General features: G+C 69.3%; 20 protein-coding genes and 4 tRNA genes. 10 read left to right on the top strand and 14 right to left on the bottom strand.

The window, feature by feature from the left end; all coding sequences use genetic code 11:
- Positions 1–155: 155 nt before the first annotated feature.
- Positions 156–761 (bottom strand): winged helix-turn-helix domain-containing protein, encoded by a 606-nt coding sequence (locus NUG20_RS05860; RefSeq protein WP_263397462.1) that lies wholly within the window; start codon positions 759–761, stop codon positions 156–158.
- A gap of 83 nt (positions 762–844) precedes the next feature.
- Here NUG20_RS05860 and NUG20_RS05855 point away from each other — a divergent pair, with 83 nt between their 5' ends.
- The gene (locus tag NUG20_RS05855; protein WP_263397461.1) at positions 845–2,173 is read left to right on the top strand and encodes a S41 family peptidase; all 1,329 of its coding nucleotides are present in this window, start codon (positions 845–847) and stop codon (positions 2,171–2,173) included.
- Between the two features lie 95 nt (positions 2,174–2,268).
- Here NUG20_RS05855 and NUG20_RS05850 read toward each other — a convergent pair.
- The 4 genes from NUG20_RS05850 to NUG20_RS05835 form a co-directional block, all read right to left on the bottom strand.
- Positions 2,269–2,344 (bottom strand) — tRNA-Lys (locus tag NUG20_RS05850).
- 76 nt (positions 2,345–2,420) lie between these two features.
- A tRNA-His gene (locus NUG20_RS05845) sits at positions 2,421–2,497 on the bottom strand.
- A gap of 36 nt (positions 2,498–2,533) precedes the next feature.
- A tRNA-Arg gene (locus tag NUG20_RS05840) sits at positions 2,534–2,610 on the bottom strand.
- Between the two features lie 46 nt (positions 2,611–2,656).
- A tRNA-Pro gene (locus NUG20_RS05835) sits at positions 2,657–2,733 on the bottom strand.
- Between the two features lie 154 nt (positions 2,734–2,887).
- Here NUG20_RS05835 and NUG20_RS05830 point away from each other — a divergent pair.
- Complete coding sequence (locus tag NUG20_RS05830) at positions 2,888–3,664, top strand: Bax inhibitor-1/YccA family protein (protein ID WP_286038036.1); 777 nt, start codon at positions 2,888–2,890, stop codon at positions 3,662–3,664.
- Positions 3,665–3,805: 141 nt separating this feature from the next.
- On the opposite strand, the gene NUG20_RS05825 is transcribed toward NUG20_RS05830, so the two are convergent.
- The 3 genes from NUG20_RS05825 to grxC all read right to left on the bottom strand — a co-directional run bounded on the left by NUG20_RS05825 (position 3,806) and on the right by grxC (position 5,711).
- On the bottom strand, positions 3,806–4,813 hold the full coding sequence (locus NUG20_RS05825; protein WP_263397460.1) for an isocitrate dehydrogenase: 1,008 nt from the start codon (positions 4,811–4,813) through the stop codon (positions 3,806–3,808).
- A gap of 176 nt (positions 4,814–4,989) precedes the next feature.
- Complete coding sequence (locus tag NUG20_RS05820; RefSeq protein ID WP_263397459.1) at positions 4,990–5,403, bottom strand: carboxymuconolactone decarboxylase family protein; 414 nt, start codon at positions 5,401–5,403, stop codon at positions 4,990–4,992.
- Positions 5,400–5,711 (bottom strand): glutaredoxin 3, encoded by a 312-nt coding sequence (gene grxC, locus NUG20_RS05815; protein ID WP_263397458.1) that lies wholly within the window; start codon positions 5,709–5,711, stop codon positions 5,400–5,402. The genes NUG20_RS05820 and grxC overlap by 4 nt, the downstream gene beginning before the upstream one ends.
- A 153-nt stretch (positions 5,712–5,864) precedes the next feature.
- Here grxC and NUG20_RS05810 point away from each other — a divergent pair, with 153 nt between their 5' ends.
- The 8 genes from NUG20_RS05810 to lpxH all read left to right on the top strand — a co-directional run bounded on the left by NUG20_RS05810 (position 5,865) and on the right by lpxH (position 16,281).
- Entirely contained in the window at positions 5,865–7,508 is a 1,644-nt protein-coding gene (locus tag NUG20_RS05810) for a M48 family metalloprotease (protein ID WP_263397457.1), read from the top strand.
- A gap of 82 nt (positions 7,509–7,590) precedes the next feature.
- A complete protein-coding gene (gene phoB, locus NUG20_RS05805; protein WP_003468516.1) occupies positions 7,591–8,280 on the top strand; it encodes a phosphate regulon transcriptional regulator PhoB in 690 nt (229 codons plus the stop codon).
- 64 nt (positions 8,281–8,344) lie between these two features.
- Positions 8,345–9,670 (top strand): phosphate regulon sensor histidine kinase PhoR, encoded by a 1,326-nt coding sequence (phoR, locus tag NUG20_RS05800; RefSeq protein WP_263397456.1) that lies wholly within the window; start codon positions 8,345–8,347, stop codon positions 9,668–9,670.
- Positions 9,671–9,681: 11 nt separating this feature from the next.
- Positions 9,682–11,778, top strand: a complete 2,097-nt coding sequence (ppk1, locus tag NUG20_RS05795; protein ID WP_263397455.1) for a polyphosphate kinase 1 — start codon at positions 9,682–9,684, stop codon at positions 11,776–11,778.
- Between the two features lie 59 nt (positions 11,779–11,837).
- Complete coding sequence (gene ppx / locus NUG20_RS05790; protein WP_263397454.1) at positions 11,838–13,361, top strand: exopolyphosphatase; 1,524 nt, start codon at positions 11,838–11,840, stop codon at positions 13,359–13,361.
- Positions 13,362–13,514: 153 nt separating this feature from the next.
- A complete protein-coding gene (locus NUG20_RS05785; protein WP_263397453.1) occupies positions 13,515–14,645 on the top strand; it encodes a glycosyltransferase family 4 protein in 1,131 nt (376 codons plus the stop codon).
- On the top strand, positions 14,629–15,174 hold the full coding sequence (locus tag NUG20_RS05780; protein ID WP_263397452.1) for a phosphatase PAP2 family protein: 546 nt from the start codon (positions 14,629–14,631) through the stop codon (positions 15,172–15,174). Before NUG20_RS05785 ends, NUG20_RS05780 begins: the two co-directional genes overlap by 17 nt.
- Before the next feature lie 369 nt (positions 15,175–15,543).
- Positions 15,544–16,281, top strand: coding sequence for a UDP-2,3-diacylglucosamine diphosphatase (gene lpxH / locus NUG20_RS05775; RefSeq protein ID WP_263397451.1), 738 nt, complete (start codon positions 15,544–15,546; stop codon positions 16,279–16,281).
- Between the two features lie 40 nt (positions 16,282–16,321).
- Here lpxH and NUG20_RS05770 read toward each other — a convergent pair whose 3' ends face one another.
- The 6 genes from NUG20_RS05770 to NUG20_RS05745 all read right to left on the bottom strand — a co-directional run bounded on the left by NUG20_RS05770 (position 16,322) and on the right by NUG20_RS05745 (position 22,822).
- On the bottom strand, positions 16,322–16,837 hold the full coding sequence (locus NUG20_RS05770; protein WP_263397450.1) for a hypothetical protein: 516 nt from the start codon (positions 16,835–16,837) through the stop codon (positions 16,322–16,324).
- 177 nt (positions 16,838–17,014) lie between these two features.
- A complete protein-coding gene (locus NUG20_RS05765; protein WP_263397449.1) occupies positions 17,015–18,259 on the bottom strand; it encodes a zinc-dependent metalloprotease in 1,245 nt (414 codons plus the stop codon).
- Between the two features lie 324 nt (positions 18,260–18,583).
- Entirely contained in the window at positions 18,584–19,405 is an 822-nt protein-coding gene (locus NUG20_RS05760) for a ferritin-like domain-containing protein (protein WP_263397448.1), read from the bottom strand.
- 22 nt (positions 19,406–19,427) lie between these two features.
- On the bottom strand, positions 19,428–20,894 hold the full coding sequence (purF, locus tag NUG20_RS05755; protein ID WP_263397447.1) for an amidophosphoribosyltransferase: 1,467 nt from the start codon (positions 20,892–20,894) through the stop codon (positions 19,428–19,430).
- Between the two features lie 28 nt (positions 20,895–20,922).
- Positions 20,923–21,684 carry a CvpA family protein gene (locus NUG20_RS05750; RefSeq protein WP_263397446.1) on the bottom strand — a complete coding sequence of 254 codons (762 nt, stop codon included), beginning with the start codon at positions 21,682–21,684 and terminating at the stop codon, positions 20,923–20,925.
- 97 nt (positions 21,685–21,781) lie between these two features.
- Positions 21,782–22,822 (bottom strand): SPOR domain-containing protein, encoded by a 1,041-nt coding sequence (locus tag NUG20_RS05745; protein WP_263397445.1) that lies wholly within the window; start codon positions 22,820–22,822, stop codon positions 21,782–21,784.
- Positions 22,823–22,866: the final 44 nt, after the last annotated feature.

The raw sequence follows: 22,866 nt of genomic DNA, 5'->3' as shown, positions 1-22,866 counted from the left end.
GCTCGCCTCCTGCCACGCGGGGAAGCGACGCCGACCAGCTTTGCGATCACTACGTTGGGCATGCCTGTCGCGAAGACGGAGGCCGCGTGGCCGACAGATAGGGCGCCTGCCGCTCCTGCGGCCCGCCAGCCGCGAGGCCACGCCCCGCCGCCCTTTCAGCGCTTGGGCGCTCGGCGCCGGCCGCGCACCGCCGCCGGCGCGAGCACGAACGCCAGCGACATCGGCCGGTCGCGCGAGGGATCGCGCGGGCGGCTCAACAGGTCGCACAGCCGCTCCAGCAAGGCGTTGGCTTCGGCCAGTTCGGCCGCGTTGAGCCAGCCCTTGTTGCGTGCCGCCCACAGTTGCCGGGCGGGGCCTTCGACCTCGACCCCGGGCTGCTTCAAGGCCGCCTGGAAGTCGCGCTCGGCGACCTGCGCCAGGCCCTTGGCATACGCGGCCAGGGCCGCAGCCGCCTGTTCGTCGGCCAGATCGTAGGCCAGGCGCAGCGGTGCGCCGGCGCTGCCCGCGAGCCGGAAGATCCGCTCCCCGGCCGCGCCCTCGCCTTCGCGCACGAGTTCGCTCTCGGCGAGCAGTTGCAGGTGGTAGTAGAGGCCGTCCGCCGGCCGCCCCAACTGTTCCGAGAGCTCCGCGACGCTGGCCTCCCCGCCCAGCGACGCCAGCGTATCGACCAGTTCCTGGCGGACCGGCGAGGCCAGAAGACGGATGTGGGCCGGATCACGGATCGCGGCGGCATCGAGCGACGGTTTGGCTTTCTTCGTCATATTGAAATTTTATGGTATTTTTTCAACATACTTTCCGGGAGGTCGTCATGCCAAGGCTGCCACTGCTCCGAGCATGCCTGCTCTTGCTTGCCGCCACGCCGGCGCTGATCGCGCCCGCCCTGGCGGCTGAACGCTACAGCACGCAGCAGCTGCGCGCCGACATCGACGCCCTGGAAGCGGGAATCGCCGCGACCCACCCGCAGCCATCGCATTCGACCGATCCCATGCGGCTGCAGTCCGCGCTCGACGCGCTGCGCCAGCGGGTCGCGAGCGGATTGGACCGCGATGCGGCCTGGCGGGAATTCTCCACGCTCAACCCGCTGCTTGCCGATGGCCACTTCTTCGTCGGCTATGCCGACTGGCGCGCGGAGACGGAACGCCATCTGCGCGACGGGGGCGCCCTGTTTCCCTTCGAGGTCACGGTCGATGCGCAGGCGCGGGTGCGGATCCTGTCCGACCTGGGCGGCGCCCCGACCGCCCTCGCCGGCCGCCGGGTCGCGACCATCAACGGCGTTCGCGCGGACGCGGTCGCGCGCGCATTGCTCGCGCACGTGCACGGCGACAGCGCGCGCTTCCGCGCCGACCTGCTGTCGCGGCGCTGGTGGTTCTTCTACTGGAAAGTGTACGGCGCACCCGCGACATTCCGGCTGACCCTCGCCGGGCCGCCGCAGGCGCGACTGCGCCAGCCCGCAAGCCACGCCCGCCCTTCGATCCTGGTCGGCGAGAACGAGTTCGACCGGCAGTTCGGCTTCGAGCTGCGCCCGGGCGCCGCCGCGGTCATGACCATCCGCACCTTCTCGTGGCCGGAGCCGGCCGCCTTCCTGGAGTTCACGCGCCGCGCGTTCCAGCAGATGCAGGCCAGCGGCGCGCGGACGCTGATCATCGACGTACGGCAGAACGGCGGCGGCGACGATGCGCTGTGGCTGCAAGGGCTGCTGCCCTACATCGCCGATCGCCCCTACCGCTGGGCATCGCGCTACACCAAGAAAGTGATCCGCGCCGATCCGTCGAAACACGAACGGCTGGGCGAGGTGCTGAGCGGCCCCATAGAGACATGGAGTGCCCCGCAGACGGCGGACCCGCTGCACTTCGACGGCAAGGTCTATGTACTGGTCGGCCGCGGCACCTATTCCTCGGCGGTGCTGTTCGCCGACACGATGCAGGACTTCGGCTTCGGAACGCTGCTCGGCGAAGGCGCCAGCGTCAGGAGCACGCAGACCGGCGGCGTGCAGAAGATCGTGCTGCCGCACACCGGGCTGGCCCTGTGGGTTCCGCGGCTGCTGCTGGTGCGGCCGTCGGCAGCGGCGACACCGACGCTGCTGACGCCGGACATCGCCATCGACGACGATCCGCTGCGGCCCGACGCGATGGTGGAGGCGGCATTGGCGATCGCGGCGGCGGCGCGGGACTGAGCAAGGCACCGTGCGCGCCCATGCCATCGCCGGCCGCTCCGCGCGCGGCACATAAAAAAACAGCCACTTGGCTTGCGCTAAGTGGCTGCTTGATTTGGTGGGCCGTCAAGGATTCGAACCTTGGACCTATTGATTAAGAGTCAACTGCTCTACCAACTGAGCTAACGGCCCTGAAACTGAGTCGCGCATTTTATGCGCTTTTTTGCTTCGTTGCAACACTCCGCGAAGCAGCGGGTCACACGATCAATGGGGTGGCTGAGGGGACTCGAACCCCCGACATCTGGAATCACAATCCAGTACTCTAACCAGCTGAGCTACAGCCACCATTGAACTCTTGCAACACCCTGCCCGGCACCGATGTGGCGCGCCCGACAGGAATCGAACCTGTAACCGCCGGCTTAGAAGGCCGGTGCTCTATCCGGTTGAGCTACGGGCGCCCGGGGCCGGATTGTCGCATTCCTCTCCGCCGTTTGGACATCGGATTGGTCGGGGTAGAGGGATTCGAACCCCCGACATCCTGCTCCCAAAGCAGGCGCGCTACCAGACTGCGCTATACCCCGGCGGAACATCCCTCGCGGCCGAGGCCGGAAAGGTCGGCTATTGTGGGAACCTCGCGGCCCGGTGTCAACGGCACGCGGCGTCACCGCGGCCTGCGCTATGCTCGGCACTTGCGGCCGACACGGGCCAATCGTCTTTTTTACAGGGAGAAACAGCATGATCCGCAGCGGCAACCCCGCCTTGAAGGAATCCACCTTCCTCGACCTCGGCAGCGGCGCGGTGGTCTCGCGCGACGGCGAGGCGATGACCCTGAACGGCACCATCCACAAGACCGGCGCGTTGCTGCTGTTGACCGTGCTGACGGCGGCGTTCGCTTGGAGCCAGTCGATCTCGATCGACGGCGCCGGCAAAGAAGTGATCGCCCCGGGCATCATCGGCTACGTGCTGGGCGGCGCCATCGGCGGCTTCATCCTGGCCATGATCACCACCTTCAAGAAGACCTGGGCGCCGATCACCGCGCCGCTGTACGCGCTGGTGGAAGGCTTCTTCCTGGGTTCGATCTCGGCGATGTACGAAGTGCGCTTCAACGGCATCGTGCTGCAGGCGGTGCTGCTGACCTTCGGCACCCTGTTCGCGCTGCTGTTCGCGTACCGCAGCGGGCTGATCAAGGCCACCGAGAACTTCAAGCTCGGCGTGGTCGCGGCCACCGGCGGCATCGCGCTGGTGTACCTGGCGACCATCGTGCTCGGCTTCTTCAACATCCAGATCCCCTTCATCCACGCCTCCGGCACGGTCGGCATCCTGTTCAGCCTGTTCGTGGTGGTGGTGGCGGCGCTGAACCTGGTGCTGGACTTCGACTTCATCGAGAGTGGCGTGGAACAGGGCGCGCCCAAGTACATGGAGTGGTACGGCGCGTTCGGGCTGATGGTCACCCTGGTGTGGCTGTACATCGAGTTCCTGCGGCTGCTGTCGAAGTTGCAGTCGCGAAATTAAGCCGGGAATCGGGAATCGGGATTGGGGATTCGCAAGAGCGGCTCCCCGCGATCGATGAGCGGAAGTGGCTTCAGACAAACTTCCGAGCAAAAGAAAGGGCGCATCGAGGCGCCCTTTCTTTTTTGCGATCTTCCGGCGCGCTCAGAGGCGGCTGGCGATGGCCTTGGCGAAGCCCATGGTGTTGCCGCTGCCGCCGAGGTCCGGGGTCAGTCCGTCCTTGGCTTCCAGCGTGGCGACGATGGCGTTGCGCAGGCGCTCGGCGTTCTGCGGCTGGCCGACGTGGTCCAGCAGCTGCGCCGCGCCCAGCAGCAGCGCGCACGGGTTGGCCTTGCCCTGCCCGGCGATGTCCGGCGCCGAGCCGTGCACGGCCTCGAAGATCGCCGCGTCGACGCCGATGTTGGCGCCCGGGGCCAGACCCAGGCCGCCGACCAGGCCGGCGCACAGGTCCGACAGGATGTCGCCGAACAGGTTGGTGGTGACGATGACGTCGAACTGCTCCGGACGCATCACCAGCTGCATGCAGGCGTTGTCGACGATCATTTCCTGGAATTCGATCTCCGGGTAGTTCGCCGCCACTTCGCGCGCCACCTTCAGGAACAGGCCCGAGGTCGACTTGATGATGTTGGCCTTGTGCACCGCGGTGACCTTCTTGCGGCCGGTCGCCCGCGCCAGGTCGAAGGCGTAGCGGACGATGCGCTCGGAGCCCTTGCGGGTCACCTTGGCCATCGACACCGCGGTCTCGCCGTCGGCCGACACTTCCTGGCCTTCGCTCAGGTAGGCGCCTTCGGTGTTCTCGCGCACGGTGATCAGGTCCACGCCGGCGCCGAAGCGCGACTTGGTGTTCGGGAACGACTTGGCCGGACGCACGTTGGCGTACAGGTCGAACTGGCGGCGCATGGCCACGTTGATCGAGCTGAAGCCCTCGCCCACCGGCGTCGTCAGCGGGCTCTTCAGCGCGATCCTGTTCTTGCGGATCGAGTCCAGGGTGGCGGCCGGCAACAGATCGCCGTGCTTCTCCAGGGCGACCAGGCCGGCGTCGGCGTATTCGTAGGTGAGGCCGGCGTTCAGCGCGTCGAGCACGAACAGCGTGGCGTCCATGATCTCGGGGCCGATGCCATCGCCACGGATGACCGTGATTGTCTGCGTCATAGGATTGCGGTTTCCGTACAGAGGGGGAGCGCGCCGGCCGGAAGCCCGGGCTGCAGGCGCAAGGAGGTTTCACCGGTAATTATGCCCGAAGCCGGTGAAGGCTCCCAAACCGCCGCGGCGCCGAAACGCAGCGCGCCGCCCGCAGGCGGCGCGCATCGGGCCGATCCGGGCGGCGCTCAGGCGTGCGCGTGCTCCGACGGCGCGGCGGCGGCGCCGTCCTCGAGCTTGTCGAGGAAATCCACCGCCCGGCGCAGGTGCGGGATCACGATCGAGCCGCCCACCACCAGGCCCACCGAGAAGGTCTCGAAGAACTCGTCGCGCTGCACGCCGGCCTCCTTGCACTGGGCCACGTGGTAGCTGATGCAGTCGTCGCAGCGCAGCACCAGCGAGGCGACCAGGCCGAGCAGTTCCTTGGTCTTCACGTCCAGCGCGCCAGCCTGGTAGGTCTGGGTGTCGAGCGCGAAGAAACGCCGCACCACCTGGTTCGGCTCGGCCAGGATGCGCTGGTTCATGCGCTGGCGGAACTCGGTGAACTCGCGCACCCGGTCCTGGCCGTCGCCACCCTCGCCGCCGGTCTGCGCAGCGCTCATGCCTGCGCCTCGGGCGCCTGTCCGTCGAGCAGCGGCTGCAGCTTGCCGGCGCGGTGCAGCGCCATCATGTCGTCGTAGCCGCCGACGTGGGTGTCGCCGACGAAGATCTGCGGCACGCTGGTGCGGCGCGCCAGCGCCACCATTTTCTCGCGCTCGGCCGGGTCCAGGTCGATGCGTACCTCGGTCCAGCTGCGGCCCTTGCTCTTCAGGAAGTTCTTGGCCGCCACGCAGTACGGGCAGATCGCGGTGGAGTACAGGGTGATCGGCGGGCCGCCGGCCTGGCCGGCGTCGGCATGCTGGGTGTCCATGGGAAACTCCGGGCGCTGTAAGTGGTCCAAGCCACTATGGTAGCGGGCGGGTGGATTTTCGAGTCCGCTGCCGCAACACTGCGGATTACCCTGGATTCACCCGTCGTTTCCAAACGCCGCCCGCGGCGCCCTGCTTTTCTCCTGGAGCCTGCCTTGCGCCCGCTGCCGCTTGCCTTCGCAATTACCCTGGCCACTGCCGCCGCCGTCGCGCCGGCGCAGGAGAACAAGCTCCCGGACATCGGCTCCTCGGCCGGGGAATTGCTGACCCCGGCGCGCCAGGCCGAGTACGGCAAGATGATGCTGGCCGAGCTGCGCAACTACGACTACGTGCTCGAGGACCCGCTGATCGGCGACTGGCTGCAGACCATGGGCACCCGGCTCGGCGCCAACAGCGACCAGCCGCAGCAGAAGTACACCTTCTTCATGCTGCGCGACCGCCAGATCAACGCCTTCGCCACGCTGGGCGGCTACGTCGCGGTCAACGCTGGGCTGGTGCTGACCGCCGAGCGCGAGGACGAGGTCGCCGCGGTGCTGTCGCACGAGATCGCGCACATCACCCAGCAGCACGTGCTGCGTGGGGTGGAGCGGGCGCAGCGCGACCAGGTGCCGATCCTGCTCGGCATGCTCGCCGCGGTGGTCGCCGCGCAGCAGGCCGGCGGCCGTTCCAGCGGCGACGCCACCCAGGCGGCGATCGCCAGCGGCCTGGGACTGATGCAGCAACGCCAGATCGACTACACCCGTTCCAACGAATCGGAGGCCGACCGGCTGGGCATCCGCACCCTGGCCCGCAGCGGCTACGACGTGGATGCGATGGCCGGCTTCTTCGAGCGCATGTCGCTGGCGATGCGCGGCAACCAGGGCGGCTACAGCACCCCCGACTACCTGATGACCCACCCGGTCACCACCACCCGCATCAGCGAGGCGCGGCAGCGCGCCGAGCAGATGAAGAAGAACACCGTCACCCTGACCACCCGCGTGCCCGGCGGCACCTTGCAGGAGCGGGTCGACCCCAACGACGTGTCGCTGAGCCAGCCGCTGGGCGCGCCCAGCAACCCGTTGCTGCCCGGGAGCCTGCAGCTGCCGTTCGACACCTATGCGCGCGGCACCAGCGGCCAGTTCGAATGGGCCCGCGAGCGCCTGCGCGTGCTCAGCGCCAATACGCCGGCCGATGCGGTGCGCGAGTACGAGGGCCTGCGCCAGGGCAGCAAGCAGGGCCTCAGCGATGCCCAGCGCTACGGCTTGGCGCTGGCCCGGCTGCGCGGCGGCGGCAGCGCGCTGGACGCGACCAAGACCCTGGAGGAGCTGTTGCAGGCGCACCCGGACAGCTGGTGGCTGGGCCTGGCGGTGGCCGAGGCCGAATCGCGCAACGGCCGCGTCGCGCAGGCCAACCAGCGCTTCGACGGCTTGCTCAAGCGGCTGCCGAGCAACCGCGCGGTGGCGCTGACCTATGCCGCCGCGCTGAACGAGCAAGGCGGCCGTGCCGCCGGCCAGCGCGCGCAGGCGGTGCTGCGGCCATTGCTGGCCGCGGCGGCCGACGATCCGGTGTTCCAGCGCACCTTCGCCCGCGCCTGCGAGCTGGCCGGAGACGGCAATCGCGCCGGCGAGGCCTATGCGGAAGCCGCGTATCTGAACGGACGCCCCGAACAGGCGCTGATCCAGTTGAACAACCTGAAGAAGCGCGAGGACCTGGATTACGTGGCGCGCGCCCGCATCGATGCGCGCATTGCGGCGATCACCCCCACGGTGCTGGAGCTGCGCCGCCAGGGCGTGGAGGATCCGGATGTGAAACAACGCTGAAACGCCACACGAGCGCCGTCACTGAATCGTAATAAAACCGTAGTCTACTGGCGACCTCTCCTCCCAGTCCCACGGTGCCGTCGTGCAGAAACGCATCCTGATCGTCGACGACGAACCCGCCATCCGCGACATGGTGGCGTTCGCCCTGCGCAAGGGCGACTTCGAACCGGTCCACGCCGGCGACGCGCGGGAAGCGCAGACCTCCATCGCCGACCGCGTTCCCGACCTGATCCTGCTGGACTGGATGCTGCCCGGCACCAGCGGCCTGGAACTGGCCCGGCGCTGGCGCAAGGACGCGATGACCCGCGAGGTGCCGATCATCATGCTCACCGCGCGCGGCGAGGAAAACGACCGGGTCGGCGGCCTGGAAGCCGGGGTCGACGACTACGTGGTCAAGCCGTTCTCGGCGCGCGAGCTGCTGGCGCGGATCCGCGCGGTGATGCGCCGCACCCGCGACGACGACGAGGACGGCAGCGTCTCGGTCGGCAGCCTGCGCATCGACGGCGCCGCGCACCGCGTGTTCGCCGGCGACGCGCCGGTGCCGATCGGCCCCACCGAATACCGCCTGCTGCATTTCTTCATGACCCATCCCGAGCGCGTCTACAGCCGCGCGCAGCTGCTCGACCACGTGTGGGGCGGCAGCGTCTACGTCGAGGAGCGCACCATCGACGTGCACATCCGCCGGCTGCGCAAGACCCTGGAGCCGTTCGCGGTGGAGAACATGGTGCAGACGGTGCGCGGCTCCGGCTATCGCTTCTCGTCCTCCATCTGACTGCAGCCTTCGCCTGCTATAAACGGCGGACGGACACGATCCATTGCGACAGAGCGCGCTCCCGATGCCCCGCCACATCCGTTCCGCCTGGTTCAAGACCCTCGGCACCCTGGCCGCGCTGCTGCTGCTGGCGGTGCTGGTCGGCTGGCTCGGCGGCCACGTGTGGATGGCGCTGACCCTGATGTCGCTGGCGGTGATGGGCTGGCACTACTGGCGCCTGCGCCGCGTGCTGCGCCGGCTGACCGCGCGCCAGCGCTGGGAGCCGCCGGCCGGCACCGGCGTGTGGAACGAACTGGACCGGCTGCTGTACCGCAGCCAGGCGGAAATGCGCACGCGCAAGCGGCGCCTGCTGGACATGCTGCGCGCCTACCGCGCCGCCGCCGCCGCGCTTCCCGACGCGGTGGTGGTGGTGGACCGCAACAGCCAGCGCATCCAGTGGTTCAACGAAGCCGCCGGCACCCTGCTCGGCCTGCGCCATCCCGGTGACCTCAACGTGCCGGTGGTCGAACGGCTGCAGCCGATGCCGCTGGCGCACTGGCTGGCCGGCGGCCGCAACGCCGAGCCGATGCTGGACACGCCCTCGCCGATCGACGACCGGCTGCGCCTGAACCTGCGCCTGATCCCCTACTCCGACGACTACTGGCTGCTGGTCGCGCGCGACGTCAGCAAGCTGCTGCAGCTGGAGCAGGTGCGCCGCGACTTCGTCGCCAACGTCTCGCACGAACTGCGCACGCCGCTGACCGTGGTGCACGGCTACCTGGACATGCTCGACCCGGAGGATTTCCCCGATTCCGGGCCGATGATCGCCGAGATGCGCAAGCAGTCGCAGCGCATGACCCAACTGGTCGAAGACCTGCTGACCCTGTCGCGGCTGGAATCGCAGGAACACGCCAACGAGGAGAGCATTGCGATGGCGCCGATGCTGGCCACGCTGCGCCGCGAGGCCGAGGCGCATAGCCAGGGCCGGCACCGCATCGAGGTGCACGACGAGGCCGATCTGGATCTGGTCGGCTCCAACAAGGAACTGCACAGCGCGTTCTCCAATCTGGTCACCAATGCAGTGCGCTATACCCCTGCCGGCGGCGCGGTCAGCATCACCTTTGCGCGCGAAGGCGACGGTGCGGTGCTGTCGGTGCGCGACAGCGGCTACGGCATCCCGTCGCACCATCTGCCGCGCATCACCGAACGCTTCTACCGCGTCTCCAGCAGCCGCTCGCGCGAAAGCGGCGGCACCGGGCTGGGACTGTCGATCGTCAAGCACGTGCTGGGCCTGCACCAGGCGCGGCTGGACATCGAAAGCGAAGTCGGCAAGGGCAGCACGTTCTCCTGCCACTTCGGCGCCGGACGCGTGCATCCGCGGCACGACCATGCCACCCTGACCTCCGCCTAACGAGTACCGCCATGCCACGCGCCGCCGCCCTGCCGCCCACGCCGCCACCGGACGTTCCCAGCGACCCGCTGCGCGACCCGTCGCTGTACCTCAACCGCGAACTGTCGCAGCTGGACTTCAATTTCCGCGTGCTGGCGCAGGCGCAGGACCCGAGCGTGCCGCTGCTGGAGCGGCTGCGCTTCCTGTGCATCTCCTGCACCAACCTCGACGAATTCTTCGAGATCCGCGCCGCCACCGTGCGCCACGCGCTGGAATTCGGCTTGCCGCCGGCGCCGGACGGGCTGAGCTCGAGCGCGATCCTCAACACCATCCACGATCGCGCCGCGCAGCTGGTCGACCATCAGTACCGCTGCTGGAACGAGGTGCTGCGCCCGGCGCTGAAGGAAGCCGGCATCGGCGTGCTCGGCCGCAACAGCTGGAACGCGCGGCAGAAGCGCTGGCTGCGCGCCTACTTCCGCAACGAGATCATGCCGGTGCTGTCGCCGCTGGGCCTGGACCCGGCGCATCCGTTCCCGAAGATCCTCAACAAGTCGCTGAACATCGTGGTGGTGCTGAAGGGTACCGATGCGTTCGGCCGCGTTGGCCACCTGGCGATCGTGCGTGCGCCGCGCTCGCTGCCGCGCATCATCCAGCTGCCGGAAAGCCTGTCCGAAGGCGGGCAGAGCTTCGTGTTCCTGTCCTCGGTGCTGTCCACCTTCGTCGACGAACTGTTCCCGGGCATGGAGGTGATGGGGTCCTACCAGTTCCGCGTGACCCGCAATTCCGAGCTGGTGGTGGACGAGGAGGAAGTGGAGAACCTGGCGCTGGCGTTGCGCGACGAGTTGGTCAACCGCGGCTACCGGCCGGCGGTGCGGCTGGAGATCGCCGAGGACTGCCCGAAGTCGATCATGCGCACGCTGCTGCAGAACTTCGAATTGCCGGAGAACGCGGTCTATCGCATCGACGGCCCGGTCAACCTGAGCCGGGTCAACCAGGTCTACGACCTGGTGCAGCGCCCGGACCTGAAGTACCCGTCGATGAATCCGCGCACGCTGCGCGACAGCGAGGGCATCTTCGAGATCGCCGCCGCCGGCGACGTGCTGCTGCACCATCCGTTCGACGCGTTCACCGCGGTGCTGGACCTGATCAAGCAGGCCGCAGTGGACCCGCAGGTGCTGGCGATCAAGCAGACCCTGTACCGCACCGGCAAGGACTCGGGCATCGTCGATGCGCTGGTGCTGGCCGCGCGCAACGGCAAGGACGTGACCGTGGTGGTCGAACTGCGCGCGCGCTTCGACGAGGAAGCCAACCTGGGCCTGGCCGATCGCCTGCAGGAAGCCGGCGTGCAGGTGGTGTACGGCGTGGTCGGCTACAAGACCCACGCCAAGATGCTGCTGATCGTGCGCCGCGAAGGGCGCAAGCTGCGCCGCTACGTGCACCTGGGCACCGGCAACTACCACAGCGGCACCGCGCGCGCCTACACCGACCTGAGCCTGATCACCGCCGATGCGGACATCTGCAACGACGTGCACCTGCTGTTCCAGCAGCTGTCCGGGCTGGCGCCGAAGATCCGCCTCAAACGCCTGCTGCAATCGCCGTTCACCCTGCACCCGGGCGTGCTGCACCGGATCGAGCGCGAGACCAAGCTGGCCCTGGCCGGGCGTCCCGGCCGCATCATCGCTAAGATGAACGCGCTCAACGAGCCGCAGGTGATCCGCGCGCTGTACGTGGCCTCGCAGGCCGGGGTCAAGATCGACCTGATCGTGCGCGGCGCGTGCACGCTGCGCCCCGGCGTGCCGGGCGTATCGGACAACATCCGGGTGCGCTCGATCGTCGGCCGCTTCCTCGAGCACAGCCGCGTCTACTGGTTCGGCAACGACGGCGCGCCGGAACTGTTCTGCGCCAGCGCCGACTGGCTGGAGCGCAACCTGCTGCGCCGGGTCGAGACCTGCTTCCCGATCCTGGATCCGAAGCTGATCCAGCGCATCCATCGCGAAGTGCTGAAGAACTACATGGACGACAACCTCAACGCGTGGGAACTGGACGCCAGCGGCACCTACCGCAAGCTGACGCCGGGCCAGGACCAGCCGCCGCATTCGGCGCAGCTGGCGCTGCTCGACGGGCTCTGAGCCACGCCACGCGCGCGCCGATGGACGGCACCCGCCGTGCATCGGCTACCATTCCGCCCATGCCTCCCATCTCCCCGTACACGCCGTTGCGCGATGGCGACCTGCTGGCCGCCGTCGACCTGGGTTCCAACAGTTTCCACATGGTCGTGGCGCGGTATCAGCTCGGGCAGTTGCGGGTGGTGGACCGCTTGCGCGAGACCGTGCGCATGGCCGACGGCCTGGACAACAAGGGCGGGCTGTCGGCCGAAGCCCGGCAGCGTGCGCTGGAGTGCCTGGCGCGCTTCGGCCAACGTATCCGCGACGTGCCGTCGCTGCGGGTGCGCGCGCTGGCCACCAACACCGTGCGCCAGCTGCGCTCGCCGCAGGCGTTCCTGATCCCCGGCGAGACCGCGCTCGGCCATCCGATCGAAGTGGTCAGCGGGCGCGAGGAAGCGCGCCTGATCTACCTGGGCGTGGCGCATGCGCAGCCGCCCAAGCCGGACCAGCGCCGGCTGGTGATCGACATCGGCGGCGGCTCCACCGAATTCATCATCGGCCGCGGCTTCCAGACCCTGGAGCGCGAGAGCCTGCAGGCCGGCTGCATCGCCAGCACGCGGCGCTTTTTCCCCGGCGGCAAGCTGTCGAAGAAAAAATGGAAGGACGCGCTGACCGAGATCGGCGCCGAGTTCCAGCAGTTCGCCGGGCTGTACCGCGCGCTGGGCTGGCACGAGGCGCTGGGCTCGTCGGGCACGCACAAGGCGATCGGCGAGATCTGCGCGGCGATGAAGCTGACCAAGGGCGCGATCACCGCCGAGGCGCTGCCGCAACTGCGCGAGCGCCTGCTGCTGGCCAAGCGCATCGAGGACATCGACCTGCCCGGCCTGTCCGCCGACCGCCGGCCGATCATCGCCGGCGGCGTGCTGGTGCTGGAAGCCGCGTTCCAGGCGCTGGGCCTGCAGCGCCTGATGGTGAGCAAGGCGGCCATGCGCGAAGGCATCCTGTACGACATGCTCGGCCGCGGCGGCGAGAACGATCCGCGCGAGACCGCGATCGCCGCGCTCACCCAGCGCTACGGCATCGACGAGACCCAGGCCGCGCGCGTGGAAGGCACCGCGATGGCGCTGTTCGAACAGGTCGCCACGGCCTGGGCGCTGGATGCCGACGATGGGCGCATGCTCGGCTGGGCCGCGCGCCTGCACGAGCTGGGCCAGGTCATCGCGCACAGCCAGTACCACGTGCACGGCGCCTACGTGCTCGAGCACTCCGACATCGCCGGCTTCTCGCGGCAGGAGCAGCAGGTGCTGGCGACGCTGGTGCGCACCCACCGCCGCAACGTGCCCAAGACCGCGTTCGATGCCCTGCCCGACCGCCTGCTGCTCAGCGCCAAGCGCAAGGCCGCGCTGCTGCGGCTGGCGGTGCTGCTGCATCGCGCGCACGAATCCGAACCGATCCCGTCGCTGGAGCTGAAGGCCGACGGCGACAACCTGCACCTGATCCTGTCGCAGCCGTGGATCGAAGCGCGGCCGTTGCAGCGCGCCGACCTGATCGGCGAGGTCGAGGGCATGGCCGGGTTGGGGATCAATTTCCGGCCGTTCGTGGCTTGAAGGCCGGGATTGGAGATTGGGGATTCGGGATCGGTAGCGGCGCAGTAGCTGGCGCGTCGCTAAACGCCCTGGGCCGGCGTCATCATTCCTACATCCTCTGGACATGTTCGCTTCACCGCTGCGCGCGAAGCTTTGGCAAACCGGAGCCTCAACATGCGCTACGCGATCGTCACCGAGACGTACCCCCCTGAGGTCAACGGCGTCGCGCTGACCGTGCAGGGGCTGGAACTGGGATTGCGTGCGCTCGGCCATCAGGTCGACGTGGTGCGGCCGCGTCAGGTCGGCGACCACGACGACGATGCGCATCTGGTGCGCGGTGCGGCGCTGCCGCGCTACCCCGGCCTGAAGTTCGGCCTGCCCGCGCCGCGGCGCCTGGCCCGGTTGTGGCAGGCCACGCCGCCAGACGCGGTCTACATCGCCACCGAAGGCCCGCTGGGCTGGTCGGCGCTGCGCACCGCGCGGCGCCTGGGCATTCCGATCGCCACCGGCTTCCACACCCGCTTCGACGAATACCTGCCGCAGTACGGCGCCGCCTGGCTGCAGTCGACCGCGCTGCGTTGGATGCGGCGCTTCCACAACCAGGCCGACGCGACCCTGGTGCCGACTCGCGAACTGCTCGGGTTCCTCGCCGGGCAAGGCTTCGAGCGCGTGCGCCTGCTGGCGCGCGCGGTGGACAACCGCCAGTTCGAACCGCAGCGCCGCGATGCGCAGCTGCGCCGCGAATGGGGCCTGGACGACGCTGGCTGCGCGGCGCTGTACGTCGGCCGCATCGCCTCGGAGAAGAACCTGCCGCTGGCGGTGCGCGCGTTCCGCGAACTGCAGCAGCGGCGGCCGGACGCGCGCTTCGTGTGGGTCGGCGACGGCCCGATGCGCGAGCGCCTGGCGCAGGAGAATCCCGACTTCATCTTCTGCGGCGTGCAGCGCGGCGACGCGCTGGCGCGTCACTTCGCCAGCGGCGACCTGTTCCTGTTCCCCAGCCGCAGCGAGACCTTCGGCAACGTGACCCTGGAAGCGATGGCCAGCGGCGTGGCTACCGTCGCCTTCGACTACGGCGCGGCGCGCGAATACCTGCGCGACGGCGTCAACGGCGCGGCGGTGGCCGACGACGCGGACTTCGTCGCCGCGGCGCTGCGCCTGGGCGGCGACGACGCGCTGCGCCGGCGCCTGGGCGAGGCCGCCTGCGCGGCGATGCAGCAGCTGCGCCCGGAACGGGTGGTGGCCGATTTCGAAGCGCTACTGGGCGAACTGGCATCCAGCAGGAGGACACATGTCGACGCGGCTTGAGATCTTGCGCGGGCACGAAGCCCGCTGGTGCCGTCAGGCCAACCACTGGTGCCGGCAACGTTCCGTGCGGCGCTTCTTCGCGATGATCAGCCGGCTCGGCGACGGCGTGTTCTGGTATGCGCTGATGGCCTTGCTGGTGGTGTGCGACGGCATGGACGGCGTATTCGCGTCCGCGCACATGGCCGCCACCGGGGTGGTCGCGCTGAGCCTGTACAAGGGCCTCAAGCGCTGGACCCGGCGCCCGCGCCCGTACGCGGCCGACCTGCGCATCCGCGCCTGGGTGGCGCCGCTGGACGAGTTCAGCTTTCCGTCCGGGCACACCTTGCATGCGGTGTCGTTCGGCATCGTGGCACTGGCGTACTACCCGTGGCTGGCACCGCTGCTGATCCCGTTCATCGCCTGCGTGGCGCTGTCGCGGGTGGTGCTGGGCCTGCACTACCCCAGCGACGTGCTCGCCGCCACCGGCATCGGCGCGCTGCTGGCCGGGATGTCGCTGTGGCTGCTGCCGATGCCGGCGTTGCTTGGGTGAGACTCGGGACTCGGGACTCGGGACTCGGGACTCGGGACTCGGGACTCGGGACTCGGGACTCGGGACTCGGGACTCGGGACTCGGGACTGCAGGATGATGTCCCGGCGCAAATCGCTGTCAAGCGATTTGATGCAAAAGGGCCGCTGTTTTTAAAGAAAAAAGCGGCCTTTTTTTTGGCTATAGCCAACCGCTTTCTGTAGGAGGGGCTTCAGCCCCGACGCCTTACCGGTAACGCGTCGGGGCTGAAGCCCCTCCTACAGAAAACGCGCATTGCTGCAGACATGGGAAAATCCCGAGTCCCGAGTCCCGAGTCCCGAGTCCCGAGTCCCGAGTTCCGGGTTCCCGAGTCCCGCCCCGTACAATGCCCCAATGACCACCCTGTTCATCTCAGACCTGCATCTGGATCCGGCGCGGCCGGCGATCACCGAGTTGTTCCTCGAGTTCCTGCGTGGCGAAGCGCGCGCTGCCGACGCCCTGTACATCCTCGGCGACCTGTTCGAGGCGTGGATCGGCGACGACACGCCGTCCGCGGCGGCCGATGCGGTGGCGCTCGAACTGCGCGCAGTGAGCGACGCCGGCGTGCCGGTGTATTTCATGCATGGCAACCGCGATTTCCTGCTCGGCGCCGACTACGCGCGCCGCGCCGGCATGCGCCTGCTGCCCGATCCGTGCGTGATCGACCTGTACGGCGAACCGACGCTGCTGCTGCACGGCGACCTGCTGTGCACCGACGACACCGCTTACCAGGCGTTCCGCGCACAGACCCGCGATCCGGCGTTCCAGCAGCAGTTCCTGGCGCAGCCGCTGGCCGCGCGCATCGCCTATGCGCAGCAGGCGCGCGCCGCCAGCCAGGCGCGGCAGGCGGAAATGAAGCAAGGCGATCGGGCGCAGTTCGAAACCGTCACCGACGTGGCGCCGGACGAGGTCGTGGCCACGTTCGCGCGCTACGGCGTGGCGCGGATGATCCATGGCCATACCCATCGCCCCGCGGTGCACACGCTGGAGGCGAACGGCCGCAGTTGCACCCGCATCGTGCTCGGCGACTGGTACGAACAGGGCTCGGTGCTGCGCGTGGACGCGCAGGATTGCCGGCTGCAGCAGCTGTAGTCCGCCGCCGCGAAACAACGCGACAGACGAGCGGCGCGGGCTAGAGCATGCCGCCGGTGCGGTCCTGCGCACGTTGCGCATAGCTGACGAAATCGCCCTCGGTCACGTCGTACCACAGGATCGCGCCGGAGCGTTCGACCCGGTAGCGGTCGCGCACCGGCGCGGTCTGCGGGTCGCCCGGGCAGCCGTCGCCGTGCTTCTCGCGCACCGCGAACTCGATCGCAGCCGGTGCGGCGGCGGCGGCTCCGCTGGTCGCGGGTGGCGGAGCAGCGGCGTCATCGGCCACCGGTTCGGCGTCGGTCTCGGCGTCGTACTGCAGGCACTGCGCATCGGCATAGACATGGTCGGCCGCCAGCCGCGTCTCCAGCATGTCCAGCGCCCGGGTTTCGTCGAACGCCGCCGCAGGCGCATCGCGCGCGACAGGGGCGGCGGCCGGTGCGGCAGCGCTGGCCGGCGCCTGCTGCGGCGCTGCCGGCGGATCGGCCGCCGGGCCGCAGCCCATGCTCAACATCGCCAGCGCCAAGGCGGCTGGCACGCCTATGCTTTTCAACACCATCGCCGGATCCACACGTAGTGAGCGGTGCGCCCGGCCATGCCCGGACGCGTCGTCGCGCAGCATAGCCGAAGCCGGACGCCACGGCGTCCGGCCGGCCGGCAGGATCGGCAAGCGGGGCGTTCCGGCACGCGCCTGGCGCGGCTTGCACCGGAACGCCCCTGGAACGTACTGCCTCGGTCAGCGGAACGCGGCGACCGCCGCCTTGGTGTTGACCAGCACGCGCTGGTTGTCGGCGCTGGTGGCATTGCCCATCGGCACGCCGCCGTAGGTAATGTTCGGGTTGGACCAGTAGTTCAGGCGCGGGCAGCTGACCGGGCAGTTGTAGGCCATGATCGTGCGCCAGTTGTTGCCGTAGCGGTAGCCGTGGCCATAGGCGTACGGCGAGGTGCTGGGATCGGTGGCGATGTCGTGGCGCGCGCTCTGCAGGTGGCCGATCTCGTGGGCGAAGCTGTAATAGCCGGTGGCACAGTCCCAGTACACCGCGGCGAACGCGGTGGCCGCGGTCGAACCAATGCCCGAGGCCAGGCCGCAGTAGCTGGCGTTGTCGATGATCAGCACGCCGACGTCGGCGGCCACGCTGTTGCGCGTGGTGTGGATGCTGTCCATGTAGCCGTCGCTGGTACCGCGGAAGCGGGTCAGGTCGGTGGTGAAGTTGCCCGACTCGGTGTAGGTGGTGGTCTGATAGCCGGCGAGGACCAAGTTGATGCCGACGTTGCTGTTGACATAGCCCTGGTTGGACTCGGCCACCGCCAGCTGCACCAACGACTGCATGTTGCCGCCGTAGCCGCTCACCGCCTGGTTGGTGGCCACCACCAGCACGCGGATCGTCGCGGTCGGGCCGGCGGTCGGGGACGCGATGACCGCACGGTCGTCGATCGCGGCCTGCGGCATGCGGATGGTCGGCAGCAGCGCGTATTCGCCCGGATGCTCGGCCGGCATGCGGCTTTCGTCGACCTCGACCAGCACGTGGCCGCCGCCGGCGATCGGACGCAGGTGGAACAGCGTGCCGTTGCTGCGGATGCTGCCGGTGATGGTGTCGCCGCTGCGCACCAGGATCGCCGAATTCAGCGGATCCAGGCCGGAGCGGGCGCGCGCCTTGGCCGCGGCGGCATTGCCGAGATTGCCGTACCAGATGCTGTTGCCGCCTTCCAGCCGCTCGGTCTTCAGTTGCGTGGCGGTGACGCGCTGGCCCAGCAGGTCCAGTTCCAGCTGCGCCTGCGTGGCATCGACCGCGGCGGCGTCCACGCGCACGCTCTGCACGGCGCCGGTGGCGGGATTGGCCAGCACGCGGCTCAATCCGGGCTCGCCAGGAATGGCCTTGGAAATGTACTGACTGCTCTGGAACAGGGGTTTTCCGGCCGCGGAGGCGGAACCGGCGACACACAGCGCAAGCATCGCGGTAAGGCAGCAGATCGACTTCATGTCGTACTCCCAGGGGTGGTGAGAAGAGACGGAGCGTCGTCCCTCGCGCAGAAGGCGCGTCCACAGCGCGCGGGGATTCCGATTAGCCGCCCGGCCGACAGCCAGCGCAAGCGACAAATGCGCGGCGTTTCCACTCAGAGATAGCCATTCCAGAAGGCGCCGTGATCGCCATCAACGCCGACGACGTCGTGGTTCACGCATCGACTGCACCTGCACGCCATTTCATCTTCGTCATGTCAGCGGCCCGCGCCAGTCGGTGCCGTGCGCGGTCGGTGCAGGAAGGCCCACCCGGCAGCGCGCGCTGCGCAGTTTCGCCGCCGCGCGTCAACCTGCCTGGTGCTGCAGCGCCAGCAGTTCGTCCTCGTCGAAGCCGGCCAGCAAGCGTGCCGGCAGGTTGAACGGGCCGTGCAGATAGCCGCCGGCGTATTCGCGCAGCAGCTCGGCGAAACGGGCGCGCGGCTCGATGCCGGCGCGCGCGCAATACCAGCGGTACCAGCGCGAGCCGGCGGCGACGTGCGCCACTTCCTCGCGCAGGATCAGTTCCAGGATCTCGACCGTGGCCTCGTCACCGAGCGCGCGTAGCTTGACGATCATGCCCGGGGTCACATCCAGCCCGCGCGCCTCCAGCACGCGCGGCACCAGCGCCATGCGCGCCAGGCCGTCGTGCGCGGTCTTCTCGCACATCTCCCACAGCCCGTTGTGCGCGGCGAAATCGCCGTAGTCGTGGCCCAGCGCGCGCAGCCGATCGCGCAGCAGCGCGAAGTGGCGCGATTCGTCGGCTGCCACCGCCACCCAGTCGGCATAGAACGCGTCGGGCAATCCGCGGAAGCGGTACACCGCATCCCAGGCCAGGTCGATCGCGTTGAGCTCGATGTGCGCGATCGCATGGACGAAGGCGGCGCGGCCTTCGGCGCTGCCGAGCCCGCGCCGCGGCAGCTCGCGCGGATGCACCAGCACTGGCCGCGGCGGACGCCCCGGCATGCGGATCGGCTCCGGTTCGCCGGCATCGGCCGGCACGCGCAGTTCGCCGGCGGCGAACGCAGCGGCGTAGTGCTGGGTCAGGGCGACCTTGTCCTCGGGCGCGCTGGCGGCCAGGCACCGCCGCGCGGCTTGCAGCAGATCTCCGCCGGCGTGCGCGTCCTGCATCCGTGCGCTCCGCAGCGCCGCGTCAGGCGCGGCGCTTCTTCTTCGCTTCGTCCGAACGCAGTTGCATGATGCGCTCGAAGTAGCCGGGCTCGATGCCGGTGGTGTATTCGCCGTTGAAGCACGAGGAATCGAAGGTCTTCAGTTCCGGGTTGCCCTCGCGCACCGCGGTCTCCAGGTCTTCCAGGTCCTGGTAGATCAGCCAGTCGCAGCCGAGGAATTCCTGGATCTCCTGCTCGCTGCGGCCGTGCGCGATCAGCTCGTCGGCGGCCGGCATGTCGATGCCGTAGATGTTCGGGTAGCGCACCGGCGGCGCGGCGCTGGCCAGGTAGACCTTGCGCGCGCCGGCCTCGCGCGCCATCTGCACGATCTGCCGGCTGGTGGTGCCGCGCACGATCGAATCGTCGACCAGCAGCACCACGCGGTTGCGGAACTCCAGGTGGATCGGATTGAGCTTGCGGCGCACCGACTTCACCCGCTCGACCTGCCCCGGCATGATGAAGGTGCGGCCGACGTAGCGGTTCTTGACGAAGCCCTCGCGGTACTTCACCCCGAGCACGTTGGACATCTCCAGCGCGGCGTCGCGCGAGGTGTCCGGGATCGGGATGATGGTGTCGATGTCGTGGTCCGGGCGCAGGCGCAGGATCTTCTCGCCCAGCTTCATGCCCATGCGCATGCGCGCCTTGTGCACCGAGACGTTGTCGATCATCGAGTCCGGGCGCGCGAAGTACACGTACTCGAAGATGCACGGGGTATGGTCGGTCGGCGAGGCGCAGACCTCGGAGAACAGCTCGCCGCGGCCGGTGATGACCAGCGCCTCGCCCGGGCGCACGTCGCGCAGGCGGGTGAAGCCGAGGATGTCCAGCGCCGAGGACTCGGAGGCGACGATGTACTCGTCGCCTTCGGCGCTCTCGCGCTTGCCCAGCACCAGCGGACGGATGCCGTGCGGGTCGCGGAACGCCACCAGGCCCAGGCCCAGCACCACGCTGACCACCGCGTAGCCGCCCTTGCAGCGGCGGTGCACGCCGGCCACCGCGCGGATCGCCGCTTCCGGGGTCAGCATGCGCTGCGCGTCCAGCTCGTAGGCGAACACGTTCAGCAGCACTTCGCTGTCCGAATCGGTGTTGATGTTGCGCCGGTCGGCCTCGAACACCTGCTGCCGCAGCGCCTCGGTATTGATCAGGTTGCCGTTGTGCGCCAGCGCGATGCCGTAGGGCGAATTGACGTAGAACGGCTGCGCCTCGTCCATGCCTTCCGAGCCGGCGGTGGGGTAGCGGCAATGGGCGATGCCGACCCGGCCTTCCAGCACCGCCATGCGCTTCTCGTCGAAGACGTCGCGGACCAGGCCATTGGCCTTCTGCACGCGCAGGCGGGTGCCATCGGCGGTGGCGATGCCTGCGGCATCCTGTCCGCGATGCTGCAGCACGGCCAGGCCGTCATACAGTTGCGCAGCGACATTCTGATTGCCGACGATTCCGACGATGCCACACATTTGAGCGCTCTCCGCGGCGACTGCGCCGCTATTGGGAAGGTGGCCGTGCCTGGCCGTTGGATTCGACCCGTGCCGGGTCGTTTGCTGCCGGACGCGCCTGCGCCGGATCGATGTTCGCAGGCAGAACCTGGGTCGGATCGCCTCCGGGCTGCGCGGATTGGGCACCCGGACGCCCCAGGGCCTTGGACACGATGTCCTGCAGGCCGCTGGCCGACAGGGCATTGCCCAGGGCGGCATTATCGCCTGCCGCGGGCAACTTGCCCAAATCCATCTGCTGCATGTTCATCTGCTGCATGTTCAGTTGCGGCATCTGCGGCATCTGCGGCATGCGCCAGTCCGGCAACTGCGCGCGCATCCAGTGCACGCCGGGGCTGAGCACCGGCAGCACCACCGACTGGTGCCAGGCCGGTTCGCGGGTCAGCGGGGTGAAGCTCATCAGCAGCACCAGCACCGCGGCGAAGAACCCTCCGCGCAGCGTGCCCAGGCCGAAGCCCAGCGCGCGGTCGGTGCCGGACAGCGCGGTGGCGCGCACCGCGCTGCGGATCACCATGCCGGTGATGCCGACCACCGCCATCGTCACCACGAAGGTCAGCGCATAGCCGCCGAGATAGTAGGTCATGCTCGGGCGCGCGCCGTCGGCCAGCCAGCGTCCGGCGTCGCCGCCGAACTGGAAGGTGGCCCAGCCGGACAGCAGCCACGACAGCGTGCCGACCACGATGCCGACGAAGCCGCGCAGGGCGCCGAGCAGCGCCGAGACCAGGATCACCGCCAGCAGCACCATGTCGATCATGCGCGCCTCCCGCGGTCGGGCCGTGCCATGGCGGCGGCAGCGCGCCGCGGTTCCCTTCCCTGGTACATGCTTGCGACTCCGCGGGCCGAAACCCGGTTCAAGGGTGTGGACGTACCATACCGCTGATGCCGACCTTCGATGCGACCTGCGCGCGCAGCTGCTCGGCATCGGCGCGATTGGCGACCGGGCCGACCCGCACCCGGTTCAACGCGCCCTTGTCGGTGCGCACCTGTTCGACGAAGGCGCTGAAGCCGGCGGCGCGGACCTTGTCGCGCAAGGCGTTGGCATCCTCGGCCTTGCCGAAGGCGCCCAGCTGCACGGCGAAGCCGGTGCCGGACGCGGCCGGGGCCGCCGGCACGCTCGGGGCGGGCTTGGCCGCCGCGACCGGCGCCGGCGTCGCCGCCGGCTTGGCCGGTTCGGGCCTGGCCGGTTCGGGCTTGGGCGTCGCGGCGACCGGCGGCTTGGCCGCGGCCACCGGCTTGGCCGGCTCCGGCGGTAGGGTTTCGGTCTTGGCCGGCGCGGCGGCGGCTGGCGCCGCGGCGGCCACCGACGTGGCGCTCGGCGCGTCCAGGGTCACCACCTGGGCGTTGACGTCGTTGCGCACCTTGACCGCCTGCAGCCGCACCGACTCGGCCTGGGCCCGGTCGGCATACGGGCCGATGCGCACGCGCCAGGCCTGGCGCCCGCCGATCGTGGCCGCCTCGCGGAAGCCCGGCAGCTGCGCCTGCTTGAGCCGCGCGATCACCGCATCGGCGTCGGCCGGCGTGGAGTAGGCGCCGAAATTGACCGCGTAGTTGCCGGCCGCCACGGTCGGCGGCAACGGCTGCGCGGCACTGCCGGCGGCGGCCGGCGCTGGCGTGGCCAGATCGGCGGCATCGGGGTTGTCCTGCACCGGCGCCGGCGCGGCGGGCGCGCTGGCCATGCCCACGGCGCCGCCGCTGGGCGTGTCGCCCGGCGTCACCAGCGGCAATTCGCGGGTCTGGAACTGGCCGTCGGCCGGAGCGTCCGGGGCGTTCAGCGGGACATTGGCGACGCCGCTGTCGGGCGCGGGGCCCTTGACCAGCATCGGCAGGAAGATCACGGCGAGCGCCACCAGGACGAGGGCGCCAATCAGTCGCTGTTTCAGGACGGTATCCACGGAAAGCTTGAGGGGGCGGCATGGCGGAGTGCCGCCGCGATTAT

The sequence above is a fragment of the Xanthomonas sp. CFBP 8443 genome (assembly GCF_025666195.1).
Lineage (GTDB): Bacteria > Pseudomonadota > Gammaproteobacteria > Xanthomonadales > Xanthomonadaceae > Xanthomonas_A.
Note: the sequence above shows the minus strand (reverse complement) of the source record. Positions and strands in the feature narration are given on the sequence as shown.

What these genes read in the sequence shown, in the direction of transcription:
- NUG20_RS05860 (WP_263397462.1), bottom strand. Translation starts at nt 761, where the DNA reads ATGACGAAGAAAGCCAAACCGTCGCTCGATGCCGCCGCGATCCGTGAT.
- NUG20_RS05830 (WP_286038036.1), top strand. Translation starts at nt 2,888, where the DNA reads ATGATCCGCAGCGGCAACCCCGCCTTGAAGGAATCCACCTTCCTCGAC.
- NUG20_RS05825 (WP_263397460.1), bottom strand. Translation starts at nt 4,813, where the DNA reads ATGACGCAGACAATCACGGTCATCCGTGGCGATGGCATCGGCCCCGAG.
- NUG20_RS05820 (WP_263397459.1), bottom strand. Translation starts at nt 5,403, where the DNA reads ATGAGCGCTGCGCAGACCGGCGGCGAGGGTGGCGACGGCCAGGACCGG.
- grxC (WP_263397458.1), bottom strand. Translation starts at nt 5,711, where the DNA reads ATGGACACCCAGCATGCCGACGCCGGCCAGGCCGGCGGCCCGCCGATC.
- phoR (WP_263397456.1), top strand. Translation starts at nt 8,345, where the DNA reads ATGCCCCGCCACATCCGTTCCGCCTGGTTCAAGACCCTCGGCACCCTG.
- ppk1 (WP_263397455.1), top strand. Translation starts at nt 9,682, where the DNA reads ATGCCACGCGCCGCCGCCCTGCCGCCCACGCCGCCACCGGACGTTCCC.
- ppx (WP_263397454.1), top strand. Translation starts at nt 11,838, where the DNA reads ATGCCTCCCATCTCCCCGTACACGCCGTTGCGCGATGGCGACCTGCTG.
- NUG20_RS05785 (WP_263397453.1), top strand. Translation starts at nt 13,515, where the DNA reads ATGCGCTACGCGATCGTCACCGAGACGTACCCCCCTGAGGTCAACGGC.
- NUG20_RS05780 (WP_263397452.1), top strand. Translation starts at nt 14,629, where the DNA reads ATGTCGACGCGGCTTGAGATCTTGCGCGGGCACGAAGCCCGCTGGTGC.
- lpxH (WP_263397451.1), top strand. Translation starts at nt 15,544, where the DNA reads ATGACCACCCTGTTCATCTCAGACCTGCATCTGGATCCGGCGCGGCCG.
- NUG20_RS05770 (WP_263397450.1), bottom strand. Translation starts at nt 16,837, where the DNA reads ATGGTGTTGAAAAGCATAGGCGTGCCAGCCGCCTTGGCGCTGGCGATG.
- NUG20_RS05765 (WP_263397449.1), bottom strand. Translation starts at nt 18,259, where the DNA reads ATGAAGTCGATCTGCTGCCTTACCGCGATGCTTGCGCTGTGTGTCGCC.
- NUG20_RS05760 (WP_263397448.1), bottom strand. Translation starts at nt 19,405, where the DNA reads ATGCAGGACGCGCACGCCGGCGGAGATCTGCTGCAAGCCGCGCGGCGG.
- purF (WP_263397447.1), bottom strand. Translation starts at nt 20,894, where the DNA reads ATGTGTGGCATCGTCGGAATCGTCGGCAATCAGAATGTCGCTGCGCAA.
- NUG20_RS05750 (WP_263397446.1), bottom strand. Translation starts at nt 21,684, where the DNA reads ATGATCGACATGGTGCTGCTGGCGGTGATCCTGGTCTCGGCGCTGCTC.